The organism is Pseudomonas sp. GL-R-19 (genome assembly GCF_019956375.1).
In the GTDB taxonomy this organism is placed as follows: domain Bacteria; phylum Pseudomonadota; class Gammaproteobacteria; order Pseudomonadales; family Pseudomonadaceae; genus Aquipseudomonas.
This window is the reverse complement of record NZ_JAHBDJ010000044.1, coordinates 98,498-115,223: the sequence shown is the minus strand read 5'-3', so window position 1 is coordinate 115,223 and position 16,726 is coordinate 98,498. Positions and strand designations below refer to the sequence as shown.

Annotated in this window: 14 protein-coding genes; 10 read left to right on the top strand and 4 right to left on the bottom strand. The window is 61.0% G+C overall.

Features of this window, described 5'->3' with window-relative positions; genetic code table 11:
- Positions 1 to 28 precede the first annotated feature (28 nt).
- From KGA83_RS21370 to rpmE, 3 genes are all read right to left on the bottom strand, one after another.
- Positions 29 to 1,297: a malic enzyme-like NAD(P)-binding protein gene (locus KGA83_RS21370; RefSeq protein WP_095942355.1), complete on the bottom strand. Its 1,269-nt coding sequence runs from the start codon at positions 1,295 to 1,297 to the stop codon at positions 29 to 31.
- A 183-nt stretch (positions 1,298 to 1,480) separates the two neighbouring features.
- On the bottom strand, positions 1,481 to 2,281 hold the full coding sequence (locus KGA83_RS21365; protein WP_108216240.1) for a thermonuclease family protein: 801 nt from the start codon (positions 2,279 to 2,281) through the stop codon (positions 1,481 to 1,483).
- A gap of 14 nt (positions 2,282 to 2,295) precedes the next feature.
- Positions 2,296 to 2,526: a 50S ribosomal protein L31 gene (gene rpmE / locus KGA83_RS21360; RefSeq protein WP_053153366.1), complete on the bottom strand. Its 231-nt coding sequence runs from the start codon at positions 2,524 to 2,526 to the stop codon at positions 2,296 to 2,298.
- Positions 2,527 to 2,813: 287 nt separating this feature from the next.
- On the opposite strand from rpmE, the gene KGA83_RS21355 reads away from it, so the two are divergent.
- From KGA83_RS21355 to KGA83_RS21310, 10 genes are all read left to right on the top strand, one after another.
- Entirely contained in the window at positions 2,814 to 5,033 is a 2,220-nt protein-coding gene (locus KGA83_RS21355) for a primosomal protein N' (RefSeq protein ID WP_223530806.1), read from the top strand.
- A 211-nt stretch (positions 5,034 to 5,244) separates the two neighbouring features.
- On the top strand, positions 5,245 to 6,981 hold the full coding sequence (argS, locus tag KGA83_RS21350) for an arginine--tRNA ligase (protein ID WP_108216238.1): 1,737 nt from the start codon (positions 5,245 to 5,247) through the stop codon (positions 6,979 to 6,981).
- A 1-nt stretch (position 6,982) separates the two neighbouring features.
- Positions 6,983 to 7,696, top strand: coding sequence for an SPOR domain-containing protein (locus KGA83_RS21345; RefSeq protein ID WP_108216237.1), 714 nt, complete (start codon positions 6,983 to 6,985; stop codon positions 7,694 to 7,696).
- Between the two features lie 232 nt (positions 7,697 to 7,928).
- A complete protein-coding gene (hslV, locus tag KGA83_RS21340; protein ID WP_223530804.1) occupies positions 7,929 to 8,459 on the top strand; it encodes an ATP-dependent protease subunit HslV in 531 nt (176 codons plus the stop codon).
- Positions 8,460 to 8,513: 54 nt separating this feature from the next.
- Positions 8,514 to 9,851, top strand: a complete 1,338-nt coding sequence (gene hslU, locus KGA83_RS21335) for an HslU--HslV peptidase ATPase subunit (RefSeq protein ID WP_108216236.1) — start codon at positions 8,514 to 8,516, stop codon at positions 9,849 to 9,851.
- A 119-nt stretch (positions 9,852 to 9,970) separates the two neighbouring features.
- On the top strand, positions 9,971 to 10,348 hold the full coding sequence (locus KGA83_RS21330) for a gamma-butyrobetaine hydroxylase-like domain-containing protein (protein WP_218429683.1): 378 nt from the start codon (positions 9,971 to 9,973) through the stop codon (positions 10,346 to 10,348).
- Positions 10,349 to 10,607: 259 nt separating this feature from the next.
- Positions 10,608 to 12,287 carry a class II poly(R)-hydroxyalkanoic acid synthase gene (gene phaC, locus KGA83_RS21325; RefSeq protein ID WP_108216234.1) on the top strand — a complete coding sequence of 560 codons (1,680 nt, stop codon included), beginning with the start codon at positions 10,608 to 10,610 and terminating at the stop codon, positions 12,285 to 12,287.
- A gap of 178 nt (positions 12,288 to 12,465) precedes the next feature.
- Positions 12,466 to 13,320 (top strand): poly(3-hydroxyalkanoate) depolymerase, encoded by an 855-nt coding sequence (gene phaZ / locus KGA83_RS21320; protein ID WP_108216233.1) that lies wholly within the window; start codon positions 12,466 to 12,468, stop codon positions 13,318 to 13,320.
- Between the two features lie 116 nt (positions 13,321 to 13,436).
- Positions 13,437 to 15,119, top strand: coding sequence for a class II poly(R)-hydroxyalkanoic acid synthase (gene phaC / locus KGA83_RS21315; protein ID WP_223530803.1), 1,683 nt, complete (start codon positions 13,437 to 13,439; stop codon positions 15,117 to 15,119).
- A gap of 59 nt (positions 15,120 to 15,178) precedes the next feature.
- Positions 15,179 to 15,799: a TetR/AcrR family transcriptional regulator gene (locus tag KGA83_RS21310; protein WP_108216231.1), complete on the top strand. Its 621-nt coding sequence runs from the start codon at positions 15,179 to 15,181 to the stop codon at positions 15,797 to 15,799.
- A 99-nt stretch (positions 15,800 to 15,898) separates the two neighbouring features.
- On the opposite strand, the gene KGA83_RS21305 is transcribed toward KGA83_RS21310, so the two are convergent.
- On the bottom strand, positions 15,899 to 16,726 hold the full coding sequence (locus KGA83_RS21305) for a phasin family protein (RefSeq protein ID WP_223530802.1): 828 nt from the start codon (positions 16,724 to 16,726) through the stop codon (positions 15,899 to 15,901).

The following is a 16,726-nucleotide window of genomic DNA, read 5'->3' as shown; positions in this document are numbered from 1 at the left end:
GGGCTTTTCGTTGAAGCGCTACAACGGCTTAGCCGTTGAACACATCATCCACGCTTTTCAGCGGGTAGTTCTTCGGATACGGCAGGGTTGCCACACCGGTCTCGATGGCGGCTTTAGCCACAGCATCGGAGATCAGGGTGATCAGGCGGGCATCCATTGGCTTCGGAATGATGTACTCACGACCGAATTCCAGCTTGATGCCGCCGTAGGCGTCGCACACTTCCTGAGGCACCGGCAGCTTGGCCAGTTCGCGCAGGGCGTTGGCCGCAGCCACTTTCATTTCTTCGTTGATGCGCTTGGCGCGAACGTCCAGGGCACCACGGAAGATGAACGGGAAGCCCAGTACGTTGTTGACCTGGTTCGGGTAGTCGGAACGACCGGTGGCCATGATCACGTCGTTACGGGTGGCGTGCGCCAGTTCCGGGGCGATTTCCGGATCAGGGTTGGAGCAGGCGAACACGATCGGGTTAGGCGCCATCGACAGCAGGCCTTCAGCGCTCAGCAGGTTCGGACCGGACAGGCCTACGAACACGTCAGCGCCTTGCAGGGCGTCAGCCAGGGTGCGCTTGTCGGTCGCGTGAGCGAACACAGCCTTGTACTGGTTCAGGTCGTCGCGGCCGGAGTGGATCACGCCGGTACGGTCGACCATGTAGATGTTTTCGATGTTGGCGCCCATGCTCACCAGCAACTTCATGCAGGAGATGGCGGCAGCGCCGGCACCCAGGCAGACGATCTTGGCTTCCGGCAGGGTTTTGCCAGCGATTTCCAGGGCGTTGATCATGCCGGCGGCGGTCACGATAGCGGTGCCGTGCTGGTCATCGTGGAATACCGGGATATCGCACTGCTCGATCAGAGCACGTTCGATTTCAAAGCACTCTGGTGCCTTGATGTCTTCCAGATTGATGCCACCGAAGGTAATGGAGATACGCTTGACGGTGTCGATGAAGGCTTGCGGGCTTTCGGAGTCGACTTCGATGTCGAAAACGTCGATGCCGGCGAAGCGCTTGAACAGTACGCCTTTACCTTCCATCACTGGCTTGGAAGCCAATGGGCCGAGGTTACCCAGGCCGAGAATCGCGGTGCCATCGGAAATAACTGCAACCAGGTTGCCTTTGCCGGTGTACTTGTAGGCGAGCTCAGGATCGCGGGCGATCTCGCGTACTGGTTCGGCTACGCCCGGGCTGTAGGCCAGCGACAGGTCGCGAGCGGTAGCAGTGGCCTTGGTGAGCTCGACACTCAGCTTCCCTGGACGAGGATTGGCGTGATATTCGAGAGCGGCAGTTTTCAGATCAGACATTTTGGCATTCCGCTTTTTACTGTTGGACAGACTGGTCAGCGAGGATACGCCCCTCGCAAAGTCCCCACAAGACTGACCGGTCACCCCTGTCAAGCGCCCGGCCCTACGACTTTGGGCCAAGAGCCACGGCACACAAGGGCCGGACTGTTCACAATTGACAGAAAAAATGTCTACAATTTTTTATCACTGCGCCGCTTGCAGCATCGCGGGATCGGTCAAGGGCAACATCCAGCGCGCCTGGCCATCCTTGATACCGCCTTTGCGCGAGCGATCCAGCACCCAGCCGCGCGCCTCGACCTGCTTGCCCTTGAGGCTTTCCAGCGAGTTCACATCGAAACGCGTCAGCAGATTGGGCGCAACGCGTAATACAACCGAATCCTGCAACTCGATCCAAACTCCGCCGCGATTACGCTGCACTTTGCTCACACGACCGCTGAGCACAGCAAAGCCGGAAGCGCTGATCTGCTCCGCTTTCAGTACAGGTGACTGGCGCCACAACCCGAGCCCGGCCTGACGCGCACTGCGCTCGGCCGCTTGCTGACAGGCGACCAGATCGACATTCGGCGCCACGGCCACCAGAAAACCCAGGCCTTCGGCGAGCATCTGCGCTTCGAGGTTGGCGCCATTGGCACCGTAGACATGGGCCAGGGTGCGGCCGTAATGGTCCTCGCTTTCTTCGCCAGGCACCAACCCAACCCGCCCGTCACTCGCCGCCACCAGGGCTTCGAGGCGTTTGCGCGCGGCCACGGCGAATGGTTCATCGGAACGGCCCTTCTTGCCAAGCTCCGGCGTGTTCAAGCCGATCATGCGCACGCTGCGGCCATCGCTCAGGCGCAGGGTGTCGCCGTCCACTACCCGCTGCACCGCGACGGACGTCAAGCCGCTGGGTGCCGGGCAAAACGCCTGGGCGCCAGACAGCCAAATCGCGGACACAAAAAAGGCGCCCGCAAGGGACGCCTTTTTTAACAGCAAGGAAAAGCCCATAAGGCTCTTTAACCTTACTCTGCAGCAGCTGGAGCTTTCTTGCCGAAAGCACCGAAACGGTCGGCGAAGCGCTGAACGCGGCCGCCAGTGTCCAGAGTCTTCTGCTTACCGGTGTAGAACGGGTGGCATTCGTTGCAAACGTCGATCGCCAGGGCTTTGCCGAAGGTCGAACGGGTTTCGAACTTGTTGCCGCAGCTGCAGGTAACAGCAACTGCCGGGTATTCTGGATGGATATCAGCTTTCATGGTGTCTTCCTCAGGCTAGCGTGCCGCCACCCAACACTATTGTTGAATACCGCACGTAATTAGGCCGCGGATTCTACCAGACAATCATGATCACGCAAGCTGTCCCTGAAACCAGTCGTCTGCTAGGCTCCCGGCCCAATACGCGATCCCCTGTAGGAGTGAGCCTGCTCGCGATAGCGGTCTGCCAGTCGCCGCAATGTTGAATGCAAGACCGCTATCGCGAGCAGGCTCACTCCTACAGGTTATATGTCACGCCCCCTATTGTTTGTTGATCGAGACCCCCCCGCGTGCCCAACGCCATTCTGCGCCTCGCCCTGCCTTCGCCGCTGCGCCGCCTGTTCGACTACCGCGCTCCGGCCGGCATCCTGCGCGCGCAACTGCACCCCGGCATGCGCCTGCGGGTACCGTTCGGCCGGCGCGAGATGATCGGGATTCTGGTGGAAGTCACCAACACCAGCGAAGTCCCGGCCGAGAAACTAAAGCCGGCCCTGGCCCTGCTCGACGCTACGCCACCACTGCCGCCCGCACTGTTCAAGCTGTGCCTGTGGACCTCCCAGTATTACCAGCACAGCCTCGGCGACACCTTGAGCTGGGCGTTGCCGGTTTTGCTGCGCCAGGGTGAGCTGGCCGAAGCACGCCAGGAGCGTTTCTGGTCCGCCGCGCCGGGCGCCAGCCTCGATGATCCGCGCATCGCCCGCGCCCCGCGCCAGCGCGAAGCCCTGGCCACGCTGGCCCAGCATCCCCACGGTGTCGCTCATCAGTTGCTGAGCAAACTGATGCTGAGCAAGGACAGCCTGGATTTGCTGCTGGCCAAGGAGCTGGTGCAGGTCGAGATCCGCCGCCACGCCCCGGGTGTACGCCACGAACACTGGCTGGCGCAACCGGAACTGCCGCTGAACCCGGAGCAACGCGCCGCCTATGAGGCGATTCGCGCCGGCTTCGACAGTTATCACGCGTTCCTGCTGGCCGGCGTCACCGGCAGCGGCAAGACCGAAGTCTATTTACAGTTGATCCGCGAAACTCTGGAGGCCGGCAAGCAAGCACTGGTGCTGATCCCGGAAATCAACCTCGGCCCACAGACCCTGGCGCGCTTTGAACAGCGTTTCAATGCCCGCATCGCGTTGATCCATTCGGCGGTCAATGACCGCGAACGCCTCGAGGCCTGGCTGGCCGCCCGGGACGGTGAGGCCGACATTATTATTGGCACCCGTTCGGCCCTGTTCACACCGATGAAGAACCCCGGCCTGATCATCATCGACGAAGAACACGACGGCTCCTATAAGCAGCAGGAAGGCTTGCGCTATCACGCCCGCGATCTGGCGCTGGTGCGGGCGCGACAGGAAAACATCCCGATCGTCCTCGGCTCCGCCACCCCTTCGCTGGAAAGCCTGCACAACGCCTACACCGGCCGCTACGGGCTGCTGCGCTTGAACGAGCGCGCCGGCGGTGCCAAACAGCCGCGCTTCCTGCGCCTGGATGTCAAAAGCCGCCCGCTGGACAGCGGCATTTCCGGGCCGATGCAACAGGCCATTGGACAGACCCTGGCTGCCGGGCAGCAGGTACTGGTGTTCCTCAACCGCCGCGGCTTCGCCCCGACTCTGTTGTGCCATGACTGTGGCTGGATGTCCGAGTGCCAGCGATGCGATGCGCGGATGACCGTGCACCAGCGTCACGGTGAATTGCGCTGCCACCATTGCGGCTACGTCGAGCGTGTGCCGCGCCAGTGCCCCAAGTGCAACAAGGTCGATCTCCGCCCCGTGGGCGCCGGCACCGAACGGGCCGAGGAGCGCCTGGCGATTCTGTTCCCGGACTATCCGGTGCTGCGGGTCGACCGCGACAGCACATCGCGCAAGGACGCGATGAACCAGTTGTTCGCAACCATTCAAAAAGGTCAGCCGTGCATTTTGATCGGCACGCAAATGCTTGCCAAAGGTCACCACTTTCCACGGGTGACGCTGGTGTCGATCCTCGACGCCGACGGCGGCCTGTTCTCCGGCGACTTCCGCGCCAGCGAGCGCATGGCTCAGCTGATCGTCCAGGTCGCAGGCCGCGCAGGCCGCGCCGAAGAGCCGGGGAAAGTGATTATCCAGACGCACCTGGCCGACCATCCGTTGCTGGTGCAATTGACCGAGCAAGGCTATTTCGCCTTTGCCGAACAGGCCTTGAGCGAACGCCGTGCGGCCGGTTTGCCGCCGTTTGCGCACCTGGCGCTACTGCGGGCCGAGGCGCACAAACCGGGTCAGGCCGAAGGCTTCCTGGATGAGGCGTGCAGCGAGGCAGAACGCTTGCTGGCCGAGCAGAATCTGACGGGAATCGAGCTATTGGGACCGGTCCCGGCACCGATGGAGCGCCGGGCCGGGCGCTATCGTGCGCAGTTGTTGTTGCAGGCTACGGCGCGGGCACCGCTGCATCGGTTGCTGGCCAATTGGTTGCTGGTGCTGGAGCAGATGCCGAGCGGACGGGCGGTGCGCTGGTCTTTGGATGTAGATCCCGTAGATTTGTATTGACTGGAAGATTGCCTTCGCTGGCAAGCCAGCTCCTACAGTAGTCACGTCGGGTCTTTGTAGGAGTTGGCTTGCCAGCGAAGACGGCCAAATTGTCACCACACATCCACATCCTGCCTGCTAAGGTTGGCAAGCCCGTCTTCGCAACGGATAATGCCCAGTTTTTCCACCAGCGCATGATGCGCCGCCGCGCCTGCGGTCGAAAGAGAAGACCATGAAAGACACCATTCGCCAGCTGATCCAACAAGCCATCACCCAACTCGTCAACGAAGGTGTGTTGCCTGAAGGCCTGTCGCCGGCGATCCAGGTGGAAAACTCCCGCGACAAGAAGAACGGCGACTTCGCCAGCAACATCGCCATGATGCTGGCCAAGCCGGCCGGCATGAAGCCCCGCGATCTGGCGGAAAAAATCATCGCTGCGCTGCCGGCCGACGAAAACGTCGCCAAGACCGAAATCGCAGGTCCCGGCTTCCTGAACTTCTTCCAGAACACCGACGCCCTGGCGACCCGCCTGGACGCCGCCCTGGCCGACGCCCACATCGGCGTGCGCAAGGCTGGCCCGGTACAGCGCACCGTGGTCGATCTGTCGGCACCGAACCTGGCCAAAGAGATGCACGTCGGCCACTTGCGTTCGACCATCATCGGCGACGGCGTGGCCCGGGTACTCGAATTCCTCGGCGACACCGTGATCCGTCAGAACCACGTCGGCGACTGGGGCACCCAGTTCGGCATGCTGATGGCTTATCTGCAGGAAAACCCGTACACCCGCGACGAACTGTCGGACCTGGAAAACTTCTACCGCGCCGCCAAGCAACGCTTCGACGAATCCGCAGAGTTCGCCGACCGCGCCCGTGGCCTGGTGGTCAAGCTGCAGGCCGGCGACGCCGATTGCCTGGCACTGTGGACCAAGTTCAAGGACATCTCGCTGTCCCACTGCCAGAAGATCTACGAACTGCTCAACGTCAAACTGACCATGGCCGACGTGATGGGCGAAAGCGCCTACAACGACGACCTGATCAACGTGGTCAACGACTTGAAGGCGGCGGGCATGCTGGTCGAGAGCAACGGCGCCCAGTGCGTGTTCCTCGACGAATTCAAGAATGCCGATGGCGACCCGCTGCCGGTGATCATCGTCAAGGCTGACGGCGGCTACCTCTACGCCACCACCGACCTGGCGGCCGTGCGTTACCGCAGCGGCAAGCTCAAGGCCGATCGTGCGCTGTACTTCGTCGACCAGCGTCAGGCCCTGCACTTCCAGCAAGTGTTCGCCGTGGCGCGCAAGGCCGGCTTCGTGACCCATCCGATGGAAATGGAACACATGGGCTTCGGCACCATGAACGGCGCTGACGGCCGCCCGTTCAAGACCCGCGATGGCGGCACCGTGAAGCTGATCGACCTGCTGACCGAAGCCCAGGAACGCGCCTACACCCTGGTCAAGGACAAGAACCCGGAGCTTGCCGAAGCCGAACTGCGCAACATCGCCAAGGTCGTGGGCATTGGCGCGGTGAAATACGCCGACCTGTCCAAGCACCGCACCAGTGACTACAGCTTCAACTTCGACCTGATGCTCAATTTCGAAGGCAACACCGCGCCGTACCTGCTGTACGCCTACACCCGCGTGGCCGGCGTGTTCCGCAAACTCGGCAAGGACTTCAGCGAAGTCGACGGCCAGATCGTTCTGGAAGCGGCGCACGAACACGAGCTGGCGGCGAAGCTCGCGCAGTTCGGTGAAATCCTGAACAACGTGTCCGAAAAAGGCACCCCGCACATCCTTTGCACTTACCTGTACGACGTCGCGGGCCTGTTCTCCAGCTTCTACGAGAACTGCCCGATCCTCGCCGCCGATACCCCGGCACAAATGCAGAGCCGTCTGCGCCTCGCCGCACTGACCGGACGCACTCTCAAGCAAGGCCTGGAACTCTTGGGCCTGGAAACTCTGGAGCGTATGTAAGTTGGCTGCCAAGAAAAAACCTGCACCCAAGCGTGGCGCCAGCCGTTACCAAGCTCCTGCAAAGCAACCGATCCCGGGCTGGCTGTGGATGGCCATCGGCCTGACGGTCGGCGCCTTCATCGTATTTCTGATGAAGCTGGAGCCGGGCAAGGGCAGCGACACGGTCAAGCGCGAAAAGGTCGAACAACAGCAACAGCAGAAAGCCAGCAAGATCGCCGAGGCCAACAAGACCCCGCCGAGCCCGACGCAACCGGTGAAGCCAAAGTACGACTTCTACACCTTGCTTCCGGAATCGGAAGTCATCGTGCCGCCGGATGCCGTGCCGGAAAAAACCCTGCCGACGCCACAAGTGCCGGTCATCCCGACCACGCCGGTCACCCCGGCCGAAGCGGCGAAGATCGATACGGCTCGCGCCCAGGCAGCCCTGGCCGGGATCACGCCGCCACCCGCACCTGCGGTCAAGGCGGCGCCGGTGACGAAGTTTTTCCTGCAGGCTGGCTCGTTCCGCAAAGAGACTGATGCGGACAAGGTTCGGGCGCAGATCATCCTGCTGGGTCAGGCTGTAGCGGTTGAATCGGGCACGGTGAAGGATGAAACCTGGTATCGGGTGCTGGTCGGTCCGTTCAGTAACCGGGAACAACTGACCACGGCGCAGAAACAATTGGCCGGTGCGGGTTTCAGCAATCTGTTGTTACAACAACGCCAGAGCCGCTGATCCCGTCAGAACCACCGCGTCATCGTTCTTCGCTGGCAAGCCAGCTCCTACAGAATATTCGACAAACCCTGTAGGAGCTGGCTTGCCAGCGAATGCGCCTGAAAGGGCACTATATCCAGAACTCGATTCACACCATTCGTCCCTCGTCTCGCCCCGCAGTTGAAATCCACTCCAGCACCCCCATATGAATGGGCATAAGGCATTTTCGCCCCGCTGCGTGGAGACTCTTCCCTTGACCACCATCGTTTCAGTTCGCCGCCACGGCAAAGTCGTCATGGGCGGCGACGGCCAGGTTTCCCTTGGCAATACCGTGATGAAAGGCAACGCGAAAAAAGTTCGTCGCCTGTACCACGGTCAGGTCCTCGCCGGTTTTGCCGGTGCCACCGCTGACGCCTTTACCCTCTTCGAACGCTTCGAAGGCCAACTTGAGAAACATCAGGGCCACCTGGTGCGCGCCGCCGTCGAACTTGCCAAAGAATGGCGCACCGACCGCTCCCTGAGCCGCCTCGAAGCCATGCTCGCCGTCGCCAACAAAGACGCCTCCCTGATCATCACCGGCAACGGCGACGTGGTCGAACCTGAGGAAGGCCTGATTGCCATGGGTTCCGGCGGCGGTTACGCCCAGGCCGCGGCCAGTGCGCTGCTGAAAAAGACTGATCTGTCGGCCCGGGAAATCGTCGAAACCGCCCTCGGCATCGCCGCCGACATCTGCGTATTCACCAATCACACTCAGACCATTGAGGAGCAGGACTGCGCCGAGTAAGCCCGTGCAGCCACCGCACCACGGCCCATTCTTGCTTGAGGTCCACCGAATATCATGCCCATGACTCCCCGTGAAATCGTCCACGAACTCAACCGCCACATCATCGGCCAGGATGATGCCAAGCGCGCCGTCGCCATTGCCCTGCGTAACCGCTGGCGCCGCATGCAGCTGCCTGAAGAGCTGCGCGTTGAAGTCACGCCAAAGAACATCCTGATGATCGGCCCGACCGGTGTCGGTAAAACCGAGATCGCCCGTCGCCTGGCAAAACTGGCCAACGCACCGTTCATCAAGGTCGAAGCGACCAAGTTCACCGAAGTCGGCTATGTCGGCCGCGACGTCGAATCGATCATTCGTGACCTGGCCGATGCCGCGATCAAGCTGCTGCGCGAGCAGGAAATCGTCAAGGTTCGCCACCGCGCCGAAGACGCTGCAGAAGAGCGCATCCTCGACGCACTGCTGCCACCGGCACGCATGGGCTTCAGTAGTGACGATGCCCCGACTGCCGACTCCAACACCCGTCAGTTGTTCCGCAAGCGCCTGCGCGAAGGTCAGCTGGACGACAAGGAGATCGAAATCGAAGTCGCCGAAATGGCTGGCGTCGATATCTCCGCGCCACCGGGCATGGAAGAGATGACCAACCAGCTGCAAAGCCTGTTCGCCAACATGGGCAAGGGCAAGCACAAGAGCCGCAAGCTCAAGGTCAAGGAAGCGCTCAAGCTGGTGCGCGATGAAGAGGCCAGCCGTCTGGTCAACGATGAAGAGTTGAAGGCCAAGGCGCTGGAAGCGGTCGAGCAGCACGGCATCGTGTTCATCGACGAAATCGACAAGGTCGCCAAGCGTGGCAATTCCGGTGGCATCGATGTGTCCCGCGAAGGCGTGCAGCGCGACTTGCTGCCGCTGATCGAAGGCTGCACCGTCAATACCAAACTGGGCATGGTCAAGACCGACCACATCCTGTTCATTGCTTCCGGTGCGTTCCACCTGAGCAAGCCGAGCGACCTGGTACCAGAACTGCAAGGTCGTCTGCCGATTCGTGTTGAACTCAAGGCACTGAGCCCGGAAGACTTCGAACGCATCCTCAGCGAACCGCACGCCTCGCTCACCGAGCAATATTGCGCCCTGCTGAAAACCGAAGGCCTGGGCATCGAGTTCCTGCCGAGCGGCATCAAGCGCATCGCGGAGATCGCCTGGCAGGTCAACGAGAAAACCGAAAACATCGGTGCCCGTCGCCTGCACACCCTGCTCGAGCGCTTGCTCGAAGAGGTGTCGTTCAGCGCCGGCGACCTGGCCAGCGCCCATGACGACAAGGTGATCCAGATCGACGCCGACTACGTCAACAGCCACCTGGGCGAATTGGCGCAGAACGAAGACCTGTCTCGTTATATCCTGTAAGCCATACTTGTAGGAGCGAGCCTGCTCGCGATGGTCGGTCAGTTGCATTGATGTCGACTGACACACCATCGCGAGCAGGCTCGCTCCTACAGGGTTCCATCCACAACGGAACGGCGCTCATGACCCAACTCCCCACCGACATCAAGCTGCACAAAGCCTCGAAAACCCTGACGCTCAAATACGCGTCCGGCGAGGAATACACCCTGCCCGCCGAGTTCCTGCGCGTGCACTCTCCTTCCGCCGAGGTCCAGGGCCACGGCAAACCCATCCTGCAATTTGGCAAGATCAACGTAGGCCTGACCAAGGTAGAACCGGCCGGTCAGTACGCACTGAAACTGACCTTCGATGACGGTCACGACAGTGGCTTGTTCACCTGGGAATATCTGTACGAGCTGGGGCGACGTTATGACGCACTCTGGGATGATTATCTGGCCGAGCTCAAAGCCGCCGGAAAAACTCGCGACCCGAACGAATCCGTCGTCAAGCTGATGCTCTAATCCGAGCCTCTCGCTCTTTAGAGGGCATTTTCTAATTTCATCTGTTTGAATGCTCCGCTTCAGGGCCACCGACTGGCCTGCTTGCGAAAAAAATTAAACTCGGGTAACCAATGGAACTGGCAAGTTCCCTGCAGTGCTCTCTGCATTAAAAAAGCAGCGGTGCAGTATTAACGGTCACCCCGAGCAGTAGTACCTGGCATTGGCTGTGTGACTGCACAGCAGGACCCGGTACTCGTCTCAGGACAATGGAGCGTCGTAGATGAGTAAACAGAATAACGATGACTTGAAGTATCAGGCCTCGGAAAACACCTTGGGCCTGAATCCTGTCGTTGGGCTGCGTGGAAAGGATCTACTGGCATCTGCTCGCATGGTACTCAGGCAGGCCATCAGGCAACCCGTGCACAGTGCGAAGCATGTTGCGCATTTCGGCCTTGAACTCAAGAACGTACTGTTCGGCAAATCCGAGCTGCAACCGACCAGCGATGACCGTCGCTTCGCGGATCCGGCCTGGAGCCAGAACCCGCTCTACAAACGTTATCTGCAAACCTACCTGGCGTGGCGCAAGGAACTCCACGCCTGGATCGACGACAGTAACCTGCCAGCCAAGGATGTCAGTCGCGGGCACTTCGTGATCAACCTCATGACCGAAGCTTTCGCGCCGACCAACACAGCGGCCAACCCCGCGGCGGTCAAGCGTTTCTTCGAAACCGGCGGTAAAAGCCTGCTCGATGGTCTCTCGCACCTGGCCAAGGACCTTGTGCACAACGGCGGTATGCCGAGCCAGGTCAACATGGGCGCCTTCGAGGTCGGCAAGACCCTCGGCGTGACCGAGGGTGCGGTGGTCTTTCGCAACGACGTGCTGGAGCTGATCCAGTACAAGCCGATCACCGAGCAGGTGCATGAACGCCCACTGCTGGTGGTACCGCCGCAGATCAACAAGTTCTACGTCTTCGACCTGAGCCCGGACAAGAGCCTGGCGCGGTTCTGCCTGCGCAACAACGTGCAAACCTTCATCGTCAGCTGGCGCAACCCGACCAAGGAGCAGCGCGAGTGGGGTCTGTCGACCTACATCGAAGCGCTCAAGGAAGCGGTCGATGTGGTCACCGCCATTACCGGCAGCAAAGACGTGAACATGCTCGGCGCCTGCTCCGGCGGCATCACCTGCACCGCGCTGCTGGGCCACTACGCGGCAATCGGCGAGAGCAAGGTCAATGCCCTGACCCTGCTGGTCAGCGTGCTCGACACCACTCTGGACAGCGACGTGGCCCTGTTCGTCGACGAGCAAACCCTTGAAGCCGCCAAGCGTCACTCCTACCAGGCCGGCGTCCTCGAAGGCCGCGACATGGCGAAAGTCTTCGCCTGGATGCGCCCCAACGACCTGATCTGGAACTACTGGGTCAACAACTACCTGTTGGGCAATGAACCGCCGGTGTTCGACATTCTGTTCTGGAACAACGACACCACCCGATTACCCGCCGCGTTCCACGGCGACCTGATCGAGATGTTCAAAAGTAACCCGTTGACCCGGGCCGATGCACTGGAAGTGTGCGGTACGCCGATCGACCTGAAGAAAGTCACCGCCGACATCTTCTCGCTGGCCGGCACCAACGACCACATCACCCCGTGGCGTTCCTGCTACAAATCGGCGCAACTGTTCGGCGGCAACGTTGAATTCGTGCTGTCCAGCAGCGGGCACATCCAGAGCATTCTGAACCCGCCGGGCAATCCGAAATCGCGTTACATGACCAGCACCGAAATGCCCGCCAATGCCGATGAATGGCAGGAAGAGTCAACCAAGCATGCCGACTCCTGGTGGCTGCACTGGCAGGCATGGCAGGCACAACGTTCAGGCAACCTGAAAAAAGCTCCGCTGAAATTGGGCAACAAGGCCTATCCAGCGGGTGAAGCGGCGCCAGGCACCTATGTGCATGAGCGGTAACTGACACACCTCGCCCCTTGTAGGAGCGAGCTCGCTCGCGATGAACGTCAACGATAACGCGTGCTGTCTGGATAAATGCGTTGCCTTTGCGTTTTTCGCGAGCAATCGAGCGTCGACCGGCTGCCCCTACAGGAGGGACAGGGAAGAATTCGAGAAAGCGACCCACAGGGCCTGAAGCATGCCGCAACCCTTCATATTCCGTACCGTCGACCTGGATGGCCAGACGCTCCGCACGGCGGTACGCCCCGGCAAGCCTCACTTGACGCCCCTGCTGATTTTCAACGGCATCGGCGCCAACCTGGAGCTGGTGTTCCCGTTCATCGCGGCGCTGGATCCGGACCTGGAAGTCATCGCCTTCGACGTACCCGGTGTCGGTGGTTCGTCGACGCCGAACCGGCCGTATCGTTTTCCGAGCCTGGCGAAACTCACGGCGCGGATGCTCGACTATCTCGACTACGGGCAGGTCAACGTCATCGGTGTGTCCTGGGGTGGCGCCCTGGCCCAACAGTTCGCTTACGACTACCCGGAGCGCTGCAAGAAACTCGTGCTGGCGGCGACGGCGGCGGGAGCGGTGATGGTGCCGGGCAAGCCGAAAGTGCTGTGGATGATGGCCAGCCCGCGACGTTACATCCAGCCATCCCACGTGATCCGCATCGCGCCGATGATCTACGGCGGCTCTTTCCGTCGCGACCCGACGCTGGCCGCGAGCCATGCGGCCAAGGTGCGTTCAGCGGGCAAGCTCGGTTACTACTGGCAACTGTTCGCCGGCCTCGGCTGGACCAGCATTCACTGGTTGCACAAGATCCGTCAGCCGACCCTGGTACTGGCCGGCGACGATGACCCACTGATCCCGTTGGTCAACATGCGCTTGCTGGCCTGGCGCATTCCCAACGCCCAGCTGCACATCATCGATGACGGGCATTTGTTCCTGATTACCCGGGCCGAAGCGGTGGCCCCGATCATCATGAAATTCCTGGAAGAGGAGCGCCAGCGCGCGGTGATGCATCCGCGTCCGGCGCCATTGGGCGGCTAAAGCGCTGCATCAGCGGTCGGCAGGACGCCGCGCCGCGCAACAACCCGTTACAGCGTCTATGGTGTTCTGGTTCGGTGTATTTGTTTTTTGGCCTGAAGACGAAGGAGTGTTGACTCATGCGCGAGAAACCAGCGAGGGATTCCCTACCGACTCCCGCCGCGTTCATCAATGCACAGAGTGCGATTACCGGCCTGCGCGGCCGGGATCTGTTTTCGACCCTGCGCAGTGTGGCCGCCCATGGCTTGCGCAATCCGGTGCACAGCGCCCGACATGCCCTCAAGCTCGGTGGTCAGCTTGGCCGCGTGTTGCTGGGTGACACCCTGCACCCGACCAACCCGCAGGACGCTCGCTTCGCCGACCCCGCGTGGAGCCTCAACCCATTTTATCGCCGCAGCCTGCAGGCCTATTTAAGTTGGCAGAAGCAGGTCAAAAGCTGGATCGACGAGAGCAACATGAGCCCGGACGACCGTGCCCGCGCCCACTTCGCTTTCGCCTTGCTCAACGACGCCGTATCGCCCTCCAACACCCTGCTCAATCCACTGGCGGTCAAGGAACTTTTCAATTCCGGCGGTAACAGCCTGGTGCGTGGCATCAGCCATTTGGTGGACGATCTGCTGCACAACGATGGCCTGCCCCGGCAAGTCACCAAGCAAGCGTTCGAGGTCGGCAAGACGGTCGCCACCACCACCGGTGCCGTGGTGTTTCGCAACGAACTGCTGGAGTTGATCCAGTACAAGCCGATGAGCGAAAAGCAGTATTCCAAGCCCTTGCTGGTGGTACCGCCGCAAATCAACAAGTACTACATTTTCGACCTCAGCCCCCACAACAGCTTCGTCCAGTTTGCCCTCAAAAACGGCCTGCAAACCTTCATCATCAGCTGGCGCAATCCGGATGTGCGTCACCGCGAATGGGGGCTCTCGACCTACGTGGAAGCCGTGGAAGAGGCCATGAATGTCTGCCGGGCGATCACCGGCGCGCGCGAGGTCAACCTGATGGGCGCCTGCGCCGGCGGGCTGACCATTGCCGCATTGCAAGGCCACTTGCAGGCCAAGCGGCAGCTGCGCAGGGTGTCCAGCGCGACCTATCTGGTGAGCCTGCTCGACAGCCAGCTGGACAGCCCCGCTTCACTGTTCGCCGACGAACAGACTCTGGAGGCAGCCAAGCGCCGCTCCTATCAGAAAGGTGTGCTGGACGGCCGCGACATGGCCAAGGTCTTCGCCTGGATGCGTCCCAATGATTTGATCTGGAGCTACTTCGTCAACAACTACCTGTTGGGCAAGGAGCCACCGGCGTTCGACATCCTCTACTGGAACAACGACAACACGCGCTTGCCGGCCGCCCTGCATGGCGACCTGCTGGACTTCTTCAAGCACAACCCGCTGACCCACCCGGGCGGGCTGGAAGTGTGTGGCACGCCGATCGATTTGCAGAAGGTCACCGTCGACAGCTTCAGCGTCGCCGGCATCAACGATCACATCACACCGTGGGACGCGGTCTATCGCTCGACGCTGCTGCTCGGTGGTGAGCGCCGCTTCGTGCTGTCCAACAGCGGTCATGTGCAGAGCATCCTCAACCCGCCGAACAACCCGAAGGCCAACTACGTCGAGAACGGCAAACTGAGCAGCGACCCACGGGCCTGGTACTACGACGCCAAGCGTGTCGATGGCAGTTGGTGGACCCAATGGCTGGGCTGGATTCAGGAACGCTCCGGCGCGCAGAAGGAAACCCACATGGCGCTCGGTAACCAGAACTACCCACCGATGGAGGCAGCACCCGGTACTTACGTGCGCGTGCGCTGACGTTCAACGCGCCGCGGCCTATGCCGGCCGTGGCAAGACCCGATCATTAAGAAGACTGGATGAAAACCCGCGACCGGATCCTCGAATGTGCCCTGCAGTTGTTCAATCAAAAGGGCGAACCGAATGTCTCCACCATGGAAGTTGCCAATGAAATGGGCATCAGCCCGGGCAACCTCTATTACCACTTCCACGGCAAGGAACCGCTGATTCTCGGGCTGTTCGAGCGCTTTCAGGGCGAACTGGCGCCCTTGCTCGATCCACCGGCCGATGTCGAACTGGCACCCGAAGATTACTGGCTGTTCCTGCACCTGATCGTCGAGCGCCTGTCCCACTACCGGTTCCTGTTCCAGGATCTGTCGAACCTCGCCGGACGCCTGCCGAAACTGGCCAAGGGCATTCGCAATCTGCTCAACGCACTCAAGCGCACACTGGCATCGCTGCTGGCACGATTACAGGCGCAAGGGCTGCTGGTCAGCGATACCCAGGCATTGGGGCAACTGGTGGAGCAGATCACCCTGACCCTGCTGTTCTCACTGGACTATCAGAGGATTCTCGATCGCGAAGGCGAGGTGCGGCTGGTGGTTTACCAGATCATGATGCTGGTGGCGCCACACTTGCTGCCGTCGATGAAGGCTGCGACCGAACAGATGGCGATGGAGTATCTGAAAGACCATGAATAACCCTGACCGCTCCTACAGTGGGTCTGTGGTGCTCTCAAATTCCGCACAAACAAAAACGCCCGACCTTCACAGGCCGGGCGTTTTCTTGAGCCCTGAAAATCAGGACTGACTGGTTGGCGTCGATGGAGCTGGCGCGGCAGTCGGGGTGACAGCAGGGGTTGGCGCGGCAGCGGAGTTCGATGCGCTGACCGGAGCTGCCGGGGTCGCCGGTTTGGCAGCCGCCACTGCTGGTTTTGGCGCGGCGGCTTTTGGAGCTGCCGGCTTTTTCACTGCAGGTTTTTTCGCCGCAGCGGGTTTGGCTGCTGGCTTGGCAGCAGCGGGTTTTGCCGCAGCCGTTTTAGCGGCTGGCTTGGTTGCTGGCTTCGCCGCTGCAGGTTTTGCAGCAGCGGTTTTAGCAGCAGGCTTGGCCGCCGCTTTTGCCAGTGGCTTGGCAGCAGTTTTGGCTGCTGGCTTGGCGGCGGCAGTCTTGGCAGCAGGTTTGGCCGCCGCGGTTTTCGCCGCAACAGGCGCAACCTTGGCACCGGTCAGTTTTTCGATTTGCTTGGTCAGGGAATCGACTTTGCTGTGCAGTGCCTTGACTTCGTTGCGGCTCGGCACGCCCAGACGCGAAATGGCGCTGTTCAGACGCTTGTCAAAGGCGCCCTCCAGCTCATCCCACTTGCCCAGTGCGCGATCTTTCACGCCGCTGATGCGCGACTTGGCCGAAGAAGCGGAGTCCTTGGCGGCGTCGACTGTCTTGCCAACAGCGCTCTTGGTGAGCTTCTCGGCTTTCTCGCCGTCCTTAACCAATGTATCGAAGAGCTTGCTGCCGTCAGTGTCGATCTTCGAGTACACGCCTAAACCAGCCAGCCAGATTTTTCGGGAATATTCTTCAACCTTCCCGATCCACGAGCTGCCTTCTTTTTCGGTTTTCTTTTTAACAGCCAT